15 protein-coding genes and 5 tRNA genes are annotated in these 11,456 nt (G+C 73.1%); 9 read left to right on the top strand and 11 right to left on the bottom strand.

Going from position 1 to position 11,456, the window contains the following annotated elements; translation table 11 throughout:
- The coding region (locus ACWGDE_RS29605; RefSeq protein WP_453392096.1) for an SCO7613 C-terminal domain-containing membrane protein at nt 1-486 on the top strand (486 nt) is incomplete at its 5' end.
- A gap of 130 nt (nt 487-616) precedes the next feature.
- Here ACWGDE_RS29605 and ACWGDE_RS29600 read toward each other — a convergent pair.
- Together ACWGDE_RS29600 and ACWGDE_RS29595 are read right to left on the bottom strand one after the other, a co-directional pair.
- Nucleotides 617-688 (bottom strand) — tRNA-Val (locus ACWGDE_RS29600).
- 58 nt (nt 689-746) lie between these two features.
- A complete protein-coding gene (locus tag ACWGDE_RS29595) occupies nt 747-1,256 on the bottom strand; it encodes a TIGR02611 family protein (RefSeq protein ID WP_453392095.1) in 510 nt (169 codons plus the stop codon).
- Between the two features lie 177 nt (nt 1,257-1,433).
- Here ACWGDE_RS29595 and ACWGDE_RS29590 point away from each other — a divergent pair, with 177 nt between their 5' ends.
- Together ACWGDE_RS29590 and ACWGDE_RS29585 are read left to right on the top strand one after the other, a co-directional pair.
- Nucleotides 1,434-1,847, top strand: a complete 414-nt coding sequence (locus ACWGDE_RS29590; RefSeq protein ID WP_030011909.1) for an SsgA family sporulation/cell division regulator — start codon at nt 1,434-1,436, stop codon at nt 1,845-1,847.
- Nucleotides 1,848-2,077: 230 nt separating this feature from the next.
- Complete coding sequence (locus ACWGDE_RS29585) at nt 2,078-2,704, top strand: CGNR zinc finger domain-containing protein (RefSeq protein ID WP_453392094.1); 627 nt, start codon at nt 2,078-2,080, stop codon at nt 2,702-2,704.
- On the opposite strand, the gene ACWGDE_RS29580 is transcribed toward ACWGDE_RS29585, so the two are convergent.
- Together ACWGDE_RS29580 and ACWGDE_RS29575 are read right to left on the bottom strand one after the other, a co-directional pair.
- A complete protein-coding gene (locus ACWGDE_RS29580) occupies nt 2,645-2,815 on the bottom strand; it encodes a hypothetical protein (RefSeq protein WP_453392093.1) in 171 nt (56 codons plus the stop codon). The genes ACWGDE_RS29585 and ACWGDE_RS29580 overlap by 60 nt on opposite strands.
- 128 nt (nt 2,816-2,943) lie before the next feature.
- Nucleotides 2,944-3,387: a hypothetical protein gene (locus tag ACWGDE_RS29575; protein ID WP_453392092.1), complete on the bottom strand. Its 444-nt coding sequence runs from the start codon at nt 3,385-3,387 to the stop codon at nt 2,944-2,946.
- 200 nt (nt 3,388-3,587) lie between these two features.
- On the opposite strand from ACWGDE_RS29575, the gene ACWGDE_RS29570 reads away from it, so the two are divergent.
- Complete coding sequence (locus ACWGDE_RS29570) at nt 3,588-4,091, top strand: DsbA family protein (RefSeq protein WP_453392091.1); 504 nt, start codon at nt 3,588-3,590, stop codon at nt 4,089-4,091.
- Here ACWGDE_RS29570 and ACWGDE_RS29565 read toward each other — a convergent pair.
- The 3 genes from ACWGDE_RS29565 to ACWGDE_RS29555 all read right to left on the bottom strand — a co-directional run bounded on the left by ACWGDE_RS29565 (nt 4,088) and on the right by ACWGDE_RS29555 (nt 6,884).
- Nucleotides 4,088-4,912, bottom strand: coding sequence for a GNAT family N-acetyltransferase (locus ACWGDE_RS29565; RefSeq protein ID WP_453392090.1), 825 nt, complete (start codon nt 4,910-4,912; stop codon nt 4,088-4,090). The genes ACWGDE_RS29570 and ACWGDE_RS29565 overlap by 4 nt on opposite strands.
- Before the next feature lie 62 nt (nt 4,913-4,974).
- The gene (locus ACWGDE_RS29560; protein WP_453392089.1) at nt 4,975-5,802 is read right to left on the bottom strand and encodes an aminotransferase class IV; all 828 of its coding nucleotides are present in this window, start codon (nt 5,800-5,802) and stop codon (nt 4,975-4,977) included.
- Complete coding sequence (locus ACWGDE_RS29555) at nt 5,799-6,884, bottom strand: chorismate-binding protein (protein ID WP_453392088.1); 1,086 nt, start codon at nt 6,882-6,884, stop codon at nt 5,799-5,801. The genes ACWGDE_RS29560 and ACWGDE_RS29555 overlap by 4 nt, the downstream gene beginning before the upstream one ends.
- A gap of 180 nt (nt 6,885-7,064) precedes the next feature.
- On the opposite strand from ACWGDE_RS29555, the gene ACWGDE_RS29550 reads away from it, so the two are divergent.
- From ACWGDE_RS29550 to ACWGDE_RS29535, 4 genes are all read left to right on the top strand, one after another.
- Nucleotides 7,065-7,137 (top strand) — tRNA-Gly (locus ACWGDE_RS29550).
- A 45-nt stretch (nt 7,138-7,182) separates the two neighbouring features.
- Nucleotides 7,183-7,256 (top strand) — tRNA-Cys (locus tag ACWGDE_RS29545).
- A 1-nt stretch (nt 7,257) separates the two neighbouring features.
- Nucleotides 7,258-7,329: transfer RNA gene (locus ACWGDE_RS29540), tRNA-Val, on the top strand.
- 19 nt (nt 7,330-7,348) lie between these two features.
- Nucleotides 7,349-7,420 (top strand) — tRNA-Val (locus ACWGDE_RS29535).
- Nucleotides 7,421-7,531: 111 nt separating this feature from the next.
- Here the strand turns inward: ACWGDE_RS29535 and ACWGDE_RS29530 are convergent.
- From ACWGDE_RS29530 to ACWGDE_RS29515, 4 genes are all read right to left on the bottom strand, one after another.
- Nucleotides 7,532-7,843 (bottom strand): TFIIB-type zinc ribbon-containing protein, encoded by a 312-nt coding sequence (locus ACWGDE_RS29530; protein WP_453392087.1) that lies wholly within the window; start codon nt 7,841-7,843, stop codon nt 7,532-7,534.
- Nucleotides 7,844-7,908: 65 nt separating this feature from the next.
- Nucleotides 7,909-8,787 carry an aminoglycoside phosphotransferase family protein gene (locus tag ACWGDE_RS29525; protein WP_453392097.1) on the bottom strand — a complete coding sequence of 293 codons (879 nt, stop codon included), beginning with the start codon at nt 8,785-8,787 and terminating at the stop codon, nt 7,909-7,911.
- Nucleotides 8,788-9,146: 359 nt separating this feature from the next.
- Nucleotides 9,147-9,476: a hypothetical protein gene (locus ACWGDE_RS29520; protein ID WP_453392086.1), complete on the bottom strand. Its 330-nt coding sequence runs from the start codon at nt 9,474-9,476 to the stop codon at nt 9,147-9,149.
- A gap of 215 nt (nt 9,477-9,691) precedes the next feature.
- The gene (locus ACWGDE_RS29515) at nt 9,692-9,877 is read right to left on the bottom strand and encodes a hypothetical protein (protein ID WP_453392085.1); all 186 of its coding nucleotides are present in this window, start codon (nt 9,875-9,877) and stop codon (nt 9,692-9,694) included.
- A 552-nt stretch (nt 9,878-10,429) separates the two neighbouring features.
- Here ACWGDE_RS29515 and ACWGDE_RS29510 point away from each other — a divergent pair.
- Nucleotides 10,430-11,456, top strand: a 1,027-nt coding sequence (locus ACWGDE_RS29510; protein ID WP_453392084.1) for a serine/threonine-protein kinase, incomplete at its 3' end; no start/stop codon positions are given.

The raw sequence follows: 11,456 nt of genomic DNA, 5'->3' as shown, positions 1-11,456 counted from the left end.
GCGCTGTTCCTGGCGGCGACCTGGGTGCGGCTCGCGGCCTCGGACGTCACGGTCCCGGAGGCGTACACCCTGCCGGTGACGGCGGCGGCGCTGGCGGTGGGCTTCCTGCGGCGGCGCCGGGACGCCGAGGCCCCGTCCTGGACGGCGTACGGCCCCGGTCTGGCGGCGACCCTGCTGCCGAGCACCGTCGCGGTGTGGGGCGACCCGCACTGGCTGCGGCCGCTGCTGCTGGGCCTGGCCGCGCTCGCGGTGACCCTGGCCGGGGCCCGGCACCGGCTGCAGGCCCCGCTGCTGCTGGGCGGGGCGGCGCTGACGGCGGTGGCCCTGCACGAGCTGACCCCGTACGTGGTCCAGGTGGTCGACGCGCTGCCGCGCTGGCTGCCGCCGGCTCTGGCCGGGGTGCTGCTGCTGGCGGCGGGGGCGACGTACGAGAAGCGCCTGCGCGACGCCCGGCGGCTGCGGGACGCGATCGGCCGGCTGAAGTAGCCGGCCGGGTGGGCCGGCCCCGCGTGGGCCGGCCCGGGCCCCCGCTCGGGGCCGGGAGGACCGGGACTTCGAAGACCGGGGAAACGCCGGAGGCCCGGAGACTGTGAAGTCTCCGGGCCTCTGGTCCGGGTGGGCGATACTGGGTTCGAACCAGTGACCCCTTCGGTGTGAACGAAGTGCTCTCCCACTGAGCTAATCGCCCGGACGCACCGCAAACATTACCGCATGTCAGCGGTGCTCTCCGCCATGGGCGGGCACGCTCACTGGTCCTTGAGGTTCCAGGGCAGGACGAGCCCGTACTTCCACAGGTAGAAGCCGATCAGGGCGCCCGCGATGACGAGCCCGACGCTGGTCAGGATGATGTTGCGGCGGCGGACCTTCGGGTCCAGCGCCTTCTGCGCGGCCTCGCTGACCTTGCGCTTGGTCCACCGCAGGACGAGGTGGGCCCAGGCGAACTCGGTGGCCCAGATCGCCAGGCCCGCGAAGATCGCGACCCAGCCCGGGCCGGGCAGGACCAGCATGGCGATGCCGGCGCCGATGACGGCCAGGCCGACGACGAAGACGCCGACCTGCCAGCTCAGGTGCAGACCCCGGCGGGCCTTGATGAAGGCCGGCGCCTTGGAGACGTGCGGCGCCTCTTCCGTGGTGGCGTCCCCGGCGGCGCCCGCCGTGGCGGATCCGGCTGCGGACTCGGCTGCGGACTCGGCTGCGGACTCGGCTGCGGACTCGGCTGCGGACTCGTCGGTCTCGCGGTCACTCCCCGTGTTCATGGGGTCGAATCTACCGGAGCGCGAAGCACACGTGAATGGGCGTTTGGATCCGCCGTCCGAGGGACCCAGAGGTCCGCAAAACGGTCAGAGGGGTTTACAACGGCACCGTAGGTGGCATGTCGATTTCGCCGACGTGCGAATCCCCGAGCGCACACTGAGCGAAAGGCCCTGGCGCTTATGAACACCACGGTCAGCTGCGAGCTGCACCTGCGCCTCGTTGTGTCGAGCGAGTCCTCACTGCCTGTTCCCGCGGGCCTGCGGTATGACACGGCCGATCCCTACGCCGTGCACGCCACCTTCCACACCGGCGCCGAGGAGACGGTCGAATGGGTATTCGCCCGCGACCTCCTCGCGGAGGGCCTTCACCGGCCCACCGGTACCGGCGACGTCCGCGTCTGGCCGTCACGCAGTCACGGTCAGGGAGTCGTCTGCATCGCCCTGAGCTCACCGGAGGGAGAAGCACTGCTCGAAGCACCCGCCCGAGCACTCGAGTCGTTCCTCAAGCGGACGGACGCCGCGGTTCCACCAGGAACCGAACACCGGCACTTCGACCTCGACAAGGAGCTCTCCCACATCCTGGCCGAATCCTGAGCCAGGCCTACAGAGGGAACCCTCTCCCGGCCGCGGCCGGGGGCCGCTCGACACCGTCCGACTCGGGGCGACGGTGTACGGCGGACAACCACATACGGAAGTGCCGGCGCTGTTCACGCGGGAGCCACCCGCGCGGACGGCGCCGGTGCGCTTGGGAGGGACCCGCTAGAGTCGGCCCCCAGCGGCGGCAGCAGACCGTCACCGCAGGCCCGGCCCTTGAGGGAGACCCCGTGCAGATCCCCCACGACACCCGTCGCGCGCTCGACGTCGTCGTCGCGCTGGTGAACACGTCGGCCGAGCCGACCCAGTCCGACGGGCTCGCGGACGTGAACGCGCTGCGCGCCTTCGTCCACGACTACGCGATCAGCGACGTCGGCGAGCTCAGCGCCCGCGACCTCGCGGGCGTGCGGGCGGTGCGCGGGAAGTTCGCCCAGATCTTCGCGGCGCCGAGCTCGCGCGCGGCCGCCGTACTGATCAACGAGCTGGTCAGGACGGCCGGCACCACCCCGCAGCTGACCAACCACGACGGCTACGACTGGCACGTGCACTACTTCGCGCCGGGCGCCTCGGTGGGCGACCACCTGGCGGCCGACGGCGGCATGGCGCTGGCGTTCATCGTGGTCTCGGGCGAGCAGGAACGACTGCGGCGCTGCGAGGCCCCGGACTGCCGGCGGGCCTTCGTGGACCTCTCCCGCAACCGCTCCCGGCGCTACTGCGACAGCCGGACCTGCGGGAACCGGCTGCACGTGGCGGCGTACCGGGCCCGGCGCAAATCGGAGCTGGGCACGGAACAGGGCTCAGAGCAGGAAGAGGTCGTGCACGGCGGCGAGCAGCAGCAGACCGCCGATCACGCCTAGGAAGATCATCAGGGGCGGCTGGGAGAGCGCGAAGAGGCAGCCTCTCGGCTCCTCGGCGGGGGCGGTGGCCGGCGGGGGAACGGCCGGCTCACCCTGCGATGTGTCGAGCATGTCGGGGCGATGATGGCCCAGCGCAACCGCGTCCGGTGCTCAACACGCCAAACCGCGCGGGCGAGGCCGTCGGATGCCGTCAGATCAGGTGGTTCCCGGCCCGAATCCCCCCGCGGACCGGGCCGATGTCATATGCCGTGCTTCTTGAGGATCGCCTCGATGTCGGAGAAGTCCTCGCCCGGGGCGGCCGCCCGGTCCGGCTTCTGACGGGCACCTGCGCCCAGGGAGGGCGCGGAGGCCGCGGGAGCCACGGCGTCCCGGGCCGGGCGCCCCTTGGCGGCCTTCGGCTCCTTCGGGGGCTTCTCCCCCGATCCGAGCCCGCGCCGCTCTATCGCGCGGGTGGTCATGAAGAGCAGCCAGGCCAGTCCCAGGACCCCGAAGCCGACCCAGACCGTCGGCTTGAAGACGATCCCGGACAGCCACTGCACGACACCCGTCATCACCAGGCCGACCGGTACCAACGCGTACGCCGCGATCCGCGTGGCGGCCAGGAAGCGCTTGCGGTAGGCGGTCAGTGCGGCGATGCCCAGGCCCGCCGCGGACACCGCGGAGCAAATGGTCTCGGCGAGCATGCGGGGCCTCCAGTGGCGATCCGGTCGGTCGGACCCGGCCGGCGGGCCGGGCGTTCTGTCCCCATCCATCCTGCACCGCCGACCACCGCTGCGGCCATGGCCGCAGCCCGCTCCGGACGGATCTCCGGGAGATCTCCGGGTCGCGGCTCCTCCCCAGGTCCCGGTCCGTGCGAGCCAGTAGGTGCTGGGAGACTGTCCGTATGACCGATTCCGTGATCCTCGACGTCTGGTGCGAACTCCAGTGCCCGGACTGCCACAGCGCACTGGACGACGTACGCGCCCTGCGGGCCCGCTACGGCGACCGGCTGGACATCCGGCTGCGCCACTTCCCGCTGGAGAAGCACAAGCACGCCTTCGCCGCCGCCCAGGCCGCCGAGGAGGCCGCCGAGCAGGGGCAGGGCTGGCCGTACGTGGAGGCCGTGCTCGCCCGCACCGCGGAGCTCGGCAAGGACGGCGAGTCCGTACTCCTCGAGGTGGCGCGTGAACTCGGCCTGGACGCCGAGGAGTTCGACACCGCTCTGATCGACGGCCGGCACATCCTGATCGTGGACGCCGACCAGGCCGAGGGCAAGGCGATCGGCGTGACCGGCACCCCGACGTACGTGATCGACGGGCAGCGCCTCGACGGCGGCAAGAGCCAGGAGGGCCTGCGCGAGCGCATCGAGGAGATCGCCGACCGCCTGCTGGCCTCGGACGGGTCCTAGATCAGGTCCTTGGCGTAGTTGAAGTTCGTGGGCAGGTAGCCGAGGGACTCGTAGAGCCGCAAGGCCGGGGTGTTGTCGGTGAAGACGTGCAGCCCGAGCACCCCGTGGCCGGCGGCGAGGGCCGTGCGTTCCGCGAGGAGCATCAGGTCCCGGCCGTGGCCGCGGCCGCGGTGCTCCTCGGCCACCGCGACGTCGAAGACGTACGCGTCCTCCCCGCTCGGGGCGACCCACACCGTGCCGACCGGCGCGCCGGCCGCCTCCAGCACGCCGAAGCTGACGCCCTCGGTGGCCAGGCCCCGGGGCAGCAGGGAGGCGTGGTCGGCCACCGACTTCGCGCGCGCGGCCTCCTCGGACATGCCGCGGTCGATCCAGTTCCGCGCGTAGCCCTCCTTCGCGGCGGCGAGCCAGGTCGTGAACTCGGCTTCCGTCATCGGCCGGCCGGTGACCCCGTCCCTGAGGGCCGGCGGCTCGGCCGGGAGCCGCTTGTCCATGTTGCGGCTGTATTCGGCGTACCCGAGGGAGCCGGCCATGCGCAGGCCGCCCGCCGAGCCGGCCGGGACCGAGACGCGGATCCGCCGGCAGCCCCAGCCGCGCAGGATCTCCTCGGCGGCGAGCGCGGCGACGGTGCCGCGGCCGCGCCGACGGTCCGGCTCCTCGACCACGAGGTCCCGGATCTCCGCGACCGTCGGCCCGAAGGGGGTGTCGCAGGCCAGCAGCAGGGATCCGACGCGTCTGCTGTTGACCCGGATCTCGTACGGGCGCGATCGCGCCCCGCCGGTGCTCTGCTGAAGCGGCCCGCTCGGCCGCAGGGTGGTGGTCATCACTCGAGTTCTACCCGCCCCGCGGCCCGAATGACAGCGGGTTCGCCCCGCCCCGTCCCGGATCAGGCCAGGGGGTCGCCGTCCTCGGCGGAGCGGGCGTCGAAGATCCGCATGGCCTCGGCCGTGACGGGGCCGGGGGCGGTGCCCAGCTCGCGCCCGTCGATCCGTACGACGGCCTGGACGTCACGCAGCGAGGAGGTCAGGAAGACCTCCTCGGCCTGCTCCAGCGCCTCGAAGGGCAGGTCGGTCTCCTTGGCCCCGGCCCACTCGACGACGAGGGCGCGGGTGATGCCGGCGAGGCAGCCGGAGGCGACGGGCGGGGTGTGCAGCTGTCCGTCGAGGACGACGAACACGTTGGAGCCGGTGCCCTCGCAGAGCCGGCCGACGGTGTTCGCGAAGAGGGCCTCGGAGGCGCCGGCCCGGTGGGCGGCGGCGAGCGCGACGACGTTCTCGGCGTACGAAGTGGTCTTCAGCCCGGTCACGGCCGAGCGCTCGTTGCGCACCCACGGCACGGTGACCACGGCCGTGGTGGCCGGGCGGGGGGCGGACTCGGCGAGAGCGACGATCAGCGTCGGGCCGGAGTCGCCGCGGTCCGAGCCGAGCGGGGAGACGCCTCCGGTGTAGGTGATGCGCAGCCGGCCGAGCGGGACCGGGTGGGCCTCCAGTACGGCCGCGCAGGCGCGGCGGACCTCGTCCAGGTCCGGGTCCGGCAGGCCGAGCCCGCGGGCGGAGCGGGTCAGCCGCTCCAGGTGGCGGGTGAGCGCGAAGGGCTTGCCGTGCTCCGCCTTGAGCGTCTCGAAGACCCCGTCGCCGACGGTGAGGCCGTGATCGAACACGGACACCTTCGCGTCGTCGGCGTCCCGCAGTGCTCCGTCGAGCCAGATCCTCACCGTACGGTCCTCCCGCTTTCGTGCGCGCCCGCCTGGTTCGCGGTCGCTTCGACGGCTCCTGACGCTACCCGCAGCAGGCGGGCGGCCTTCAGCTCGGTCTCGGCCCACTCGCGGTCGGGGTCGGAGCCCCAGGTGATGCCGGCGCCGGTGCCGAAGAGGAGCCGGGGGCCGCCGGGGGTCTCGCGGTCGATCCAGAAGGTCCGGATGCCGACCGCGAGCTCGGCGGTGCCCTGGTCGGCGTCGACCCAGCCGATGCCTCCGCAGTAGGGGCCGCGGGGGGCGGTCTCCAGGGCCTCGATGATGCGCAGGGCGGAGGATTTGGGGGCGCCGGTGACGGAGCCCGGCGGGAAGGTCGCGGCGAACAGCTGGGGCCAGCCTGCACCGTCGGCGAGTTCGCCCGCGACGGTGGAGACGAGGTGGACGAGTCCGGGGTGCTCCTCGAGCGCGCACAGTTCGGGGACGGTGACGGAGCCGGTGGCGCAGACCCGGCCGAGGTCGTTGCGCACGAGGTCCACGATCATCACGTTCTCGGCGTGGTCCTTGGGCAGCAGGTCGGCGGCGGTGCGGCCGGTGCCCTTGATGGGGCCGGACTCGACGTGCCGGCCCTTGCGGCGCAGGAAGAGCTCGGGGGACGCGGTGGCGATCTCGACCCCGTGGGCCGGGAGCCGAATCGTTCCTGCATAGGGGGCCGGGTTGCCGCGCGCGAGCAGTGCGGTCAGGGCGTCGACATCGACTCCCGCCGGATCGGGGAGCGGCGCGGACATCACGCGGCAGAGGTTGGCCTGGTAGACCTCGCCCGCCTCGATGTGCTCGCGGATGCGGCGCACGCCGGCGACGTACGCGTCGCGGTCCAGCGAGGAGGTCCACTGGTCGGCCTCGGGGCCGCGCCAGGCGCCGGGGACGGGTGCGGGCACCGGATCGGGACGTATGTCCCCGAAGCGCGCGCAGACGAGCCGACCTTCGAAGTCGGCGGCCACCGCCCAGAACCCGGTGGAGTCGAGGGCGGCGGGATCACTGGTGACATCTCGGAGATCGGTCGCGAGAAGGCCGCCGAAGCGGGCGAGGGGAGGCAGGTCGTGCACGGCTGCGAGTCTATGACCGGTGACGCGCGGGCGCCGGTGAGGCGTCCGCCGGGTGACCGGCGGTGATCGAGCGGCAGCACGCTGCGGAAACGCGTTTTTGAGCTGGCCCGGGAATCCGCTAGAGTTCAACACGTCGCCAGGGAGCGAAGGGGAAAAACCCCGGAGCGAACACGGTGACCTGCGGACGTAGCTCAGTTGGTAGAGCACCACCTTGCCAAGGTGGATGTCGCGAGTTCGAGTCTCGTCGTCCGCTCTGAGGTGGGGGATCATCTTCCCGAGGACCCCCTGCTTGCTCCATGGTGGAGTGGCCGAGAGGCGAGGCAACGGCCTGCAAAGCCGTCTACACGGGTTCAAATCCCGTCTCCACCTCCAAGGACGATTAGCTCAGCGGGAGAGCGCTTCCCTGACACGGAAGAGGTCACTGGTTCAATCCCAGTATCGTCCACTGGTCCGCAAGGATCCCCGCGCGATTAGCTCAGCGGGAGAGCGCTTCCCTGACACGGAAGAGGTCACTGGTTCAATCCCAGTATCGCGCACTCGATTCCGGAAGCCCCGGCCGTCTCGACGGCCGGGGCTTTCGCGTGTGCGGATCCTCGTATGCCGCCCGTGCCGGGGTCCGGGCGGTGCCGGACCCCCGCCGCCCGGCGTCAGGAGGAGAAGAGCATCCGGCCGAAGCCGCCCTTGCGGTGGCCGTGGTGGCCGTGGCCGTAGCCGCCGTGCTGCGGGGCGCCCCAGGCAGGCGCGGGGGCGGCGTGCTGCTGCGGGTACGGAGCGGGGGCCGGGGGCGCGGCCGGCGGCGGGACCTGGCCGTACTGGGCTGTGTACTGGGACTCCAGGCGGGTCAGCGCCTCCAGCTCGCCGTAGTCGAGGAAGATGCCGCGGCAACCGCTGCACTGCTCTATCTGGACACCGTTGCGGTTGTACGTGTGCATCATCGCGTGACACTTCGGACACTGCATGACCGGATCAACTCCTCGCCGTCTGCGTCGACACCGGATGCCTACCCGGTGGCGTGGGGCTCACCCTACGACGGAGCCGACGGCTCCAAGTCGGGCGGGAGGGAGGCAATTCGGGCACAGGCATCCACCATCAGCCGCTCCACGTCGTCGAGTCGCCGGTCCTCGCGGGCCGCTTTGGCCAGGGCCAGCGCGGCCGTCTGCACGGTGAGCGCGCGGGCGGCGAGGTCGAGTTCCGGCCAGGGGTCGGTTCCGGGCGCACCTGCGGCGGGCCCGCCCGCGGCCCGGTAGGCGTCGAGGAAGCGCAGCCAGGTCTCCGTGTCGAGCAACCCGGCGGCGTACCAGGCCGCGGGGCGGGCCAGGTCCCAGGAGGGCGTGCCGAGCCCGAGGTCGTCCACGTCGATCAGCCGCCACCGCCCGGCCGGGCCCCGGACCAGCTGGCCCAGGTGCAGGTCCCCGTGGCACAGCACCCCGCCGGGCGGCTGGGGCGCTTCGCCCCGGGCCCACGCGGGGAGCGTCGCCGCGGCGGACCGCACGAGCCGCGCCATCGCGCAGGCGTCGGCGTCGCGCCGCCCGGCGGGGGTGGGCGGCGGGGCGGGGACGAAGGCGCGGCCGGACGCCGAGGCCGAGCCGGGCGCGGGGCCCGCGGGCCCCCGGCCCGCAGGTGCGCGATCCTCGGGCGCGTGATCCCAGGGCACATGGTCCGAGGGCACGTGATCCGAGGGCACGTGATCCGAGGGCGCGTGGCCCGCAGGCGCGCAATCCGTAGGCGCACGATCCTCGGGCGCGTGATCCCAGGGCGCGTGCTCCCAGGGCGCGCGGTCCGAGGACGTGCGGCCCGCAGGTGCGCAATCCGTGGGCGCGCAGTCCGCACGTCCCGGATGCGCGGGCGGGTGCGCCGCGGCGAGGCGGTGGAGGGCGCGGGCGAGTTTGGCGGGGCCGCGCATCGGGGGGAGCGGGGCCGGGAGCCCGTGCAGCGGGGTCCGGTGGAGGCCCGCCAGGAGCTCGGCGGCCGCCTCCCAGGGCGCCTCCTCGGGGCGGTCCGGGGCGACCGGAGCACCGTAGGGCCACAGGGAGACGGCCCGGTCCGCGACCCGGCCGAGGCCGGTCCGCAGCGGCGGCAGCAGGACCCCGGCCAGCGCGGGGTTCCCGGCGATCCCGATCCGCACGGCCAGGGCGCCGGGGTCGCTGCCCCGCGCGTGGGCCTTGGCCACGGTGTCCCCGCAGCGGACGACCGTGCCGTCGTCCCGGTCCGCGAGGACCTCGTACCGCGCCCCGCCCGCGTACGCCGCGAGCGCGGCGGCGCTCAGTCGCTCCAGCGGAACCACGCCTCGCCGCCGTCGATGTGCAGCAGGAAGTCCGAGGCCGGCAGCCCGGCGGGGGTGACGAAGGTCAGCTCCTCGGCGATCGGGGCGTACGCGGAGTCGAAGCTCTCGCCGAAGCCTTCGTCGTCGATCTCCTCGGCCATCAGGGTCTGGACGGCCTCGAACCACGGCCGGACCTGTTCGAAGTCGGGCTCCGGCTCGAAGCGGCCGTACAGCCACGGGAAGTCGTGCGACTCCACGGTGACCGCGCCCAGGGCCTGTCCATGCCGCACGAGGCGCCAGACGGCGCCCTCCGGCCCCGACCGTTCCAACGACCACTCCCCCGCGCCCGCGCACCCCGTTCGGGTACTCCTCGGGACGAGGGTACGGGCCGTGCGGAGGCATGAAAAAGGGTGCTGCCCGTCCGACTCCCCAGTCGTACGGGCAGCACCCTTCACCTGCCGTCCGTCGGCCGCGCCCCCGTCCCCACGGGGTGCGGCCGGTGATCGCCCCGGCCCAGGCCGCTCTCCTGGGCCCGGGGCGCCGCTCAGCGCCCCAGCATCACGCTTACGGACGACGCCTGTGCCACCACCTGGTCGAAGCCTCCGAAGAGGAAGAGCAGGAGGGCGGCCAGGGGAAGGACCATCGCCGCCGCCACCAACGGATGGCGGTGGCCGGACTCATGGCTGTTGAACGCGAATGCCTTGCGTCCCTGCCGTGCGATGTCCGCCATGGTCCTCTCCCTGTCGTTTGGCAGCGGCGGGTTTGTGACCTCGGGGGACGAGTGCTCCACCCGCCGCTTGTCTTCAACACTAGGCGCGGGAAAGGCCCGTGGCCTCATGCCTTCGTACCCATTGCCGGGCCTCCGGGAGGATGACGAGTACACCTCGCGCGTACTCCCCTGGGTGGAGACCGGCCACCGGCTCTGAGGGTCTTCCCGGAGGGGATGACCGGAGCGTGGTGACTTCGCTCACTTCCGTCACCGTCCGCACACGCACGGTCGACGACCAGGCAGTCCCAAGATCAACCGGTCCGGACCGGAGCGCAAGCCGGGCCGCACCTCCCGGACACCCCGTCCGGCACGCCAACTCCCCTGGACCGGAAGCCGTTTGGACCCGGCGCCCGTTCCCGCACATACGTCCGACCGGTGGTCCCGGAATCCCCCAAGTGGACTGCCCCGTACTGACAATCGAATCTCCCGGCGAGGGCGCGGCCTCTGAGCGCGCATGCCGGATGGTCCGTAAGCTGTGCCACGTCAACAGGACGACCGGTCAGCGGGGTGGACATGGCGATGATGCGGCTCCGGCGCGAGGACCCGCGTGTCGTCGGCTCGTTCAGGCTGCACCGGCGCCTCGGCGCCGGCGGCATGGGCGTCGTCTATCTGGGATCCGACCGGCGCGGACAGCGCGTCGCGCTCAAGGTGATCCGCCCCGATCTCGCCGAGGACCAGGAGTTCCGCTCGCGCTTCGCGCGCGAGGTGTCCGCCGCCCGGCGCATCCGCGGCGGGTGCACCGCGCGCCTGGTCGCCGCGGACCTGGAGGCGGAGCGCCCCTGGTTCGCCACCCAGTACGTGCCCGGCCCCTCCCTGCACGACAAGGTGGCCGAGGAGGGCCCGCTGACGGCCGCGCAGATCGCCGCCATCGGTGCCGCGCTCTCCGAGGGACTGGTCGCCGTGCACGAGGCCGGGGTCGTCCACCGCGACCTCAAGCCCTCCAACATCCTGCTGTCGCCCAAGGGTCCGCGCATCATCGACTTCGGCATCGCCTGGGCGACCGGCGCGAGCACCCTCACCCATGTGGGGACCGCCGTCGGCTCCCCCGGGTTCCTGGCGCCGGAGCAGGTGCGCGGCGCCGCCGTCACCCCCGCCACGGACGTCTTCTCGCTCGGCGCCACCCTCGCGTACGCGGCCACCGCCGACTCGCCCTTCGGGCACGGCAGTTCCGAGGTCATGCTGTACCGCGTGGTGCACGAGGAGCCGCACCTCCTGGGAGTCCCGGACGCGCTGGCGCCGCTCGTGCGGGCCTGCCTGGCCAAGGACCCCGAGGAGCGGCCCAGCACGCTCCAGCTGTCGATGCGGCTCAAGGAGATCGCGGCCCGGGAGGCGCACGGGCTGGGCGACAGCAGGCCTCCGGCGCAGCGGGCGCGGACGGAGCGGCCGACGGGGCGGCTCGCCGAGGGGTACATCGAGGAGCGCGCGGAGCGTCGTACCGGCGGCACCCCCGTGGCCAGGGCCCAGGGGTCCGGACCGGTTCAAGGACAGGGACACGGACAGGGACAGGGACACGGACAGGGGCAGGGGCAGGGGCAGGGGC

The sequence above is a fragment of the Streptomyces sp. NPDC054956 genome (assembly GCF_053609185.1).
This window is presented reverse-complemented; position numbering and strand designations above follow the sequence as displayed.

What these genes read in the sequence shown, in the direction of transcription:
- ACWGDE_RS29595 (WP_453392095.1), bottom strand. Translation starts at nt 1,256, where the DNA reads ATGAACACGGGGAGTGACCGCGAGACCGACGAGTCCGCAGCCGAGTCC.
- ACWGDE_RS29590 (WP_030011909.1), top strand. Translation starts at nt 1,434, where the DNA reads ATGAACACCACGGTCAGCTGCGAGCTGCACCTGCGCCTCGTTGTGTCG.
- ACWGDE_RS29580 (WP_453392093.1), bottom strand. Translation starts at nt 2,815, where the DNA reads ATGCTCGACACATCGCAGGGTGAGCCGGCCGTTCCCCCGCCGGCCACC.
- ACWGDE_RS29575 (WP_453392092.1), bottom strand. Translation starts at nt 3,387, where the DNA reads ATGCTCGCCGAGACCATTTGCTCCGCGGTGTCCGCGGCGGGCCTGGGC.
- ACWGDE_RS29570 (WP_453392091.1), top strand. Translation starts at nt 3,588, where the DNA reads ATGACCGATTCCGTGATCCTCGACGTCTGGTGCGAACTCCAGTGCCCG.
- ACWGDE_RS29565 (WP_453392090.1), bottom strand. Translation starts at nt 4,912, where the DNA reads ATGACCACCACCCTGCGGCCGAGCGGGCCGCTTCAGCAGAGCACCGGC.
- ACWGDE_RS29530 (WP_453392087.1), bottom strand. Translation starts at nt 7,843, where the DNA reads ATGCAGTGTCCGAAGTGTCACGCGATGATGCACACGTACAACCGCAAC.
- ACWGDE_RS29525 (WP_453392097.1), bottom strand. Translation starts at nt 8,787, where the DNA reads ATGCGCGGCCCCGCCAAACTCGCCCGCGCCCTCCACCGCCTCGCCGCG.
- ACWGDE_RS29515 (WP_453392085.1), bottom strand. Translation starts at nt 9,877, where the DNA reads ATGGCGGACATCGCACGGCAGGGACGCAAGGCATTCGCGTTCAACAGC.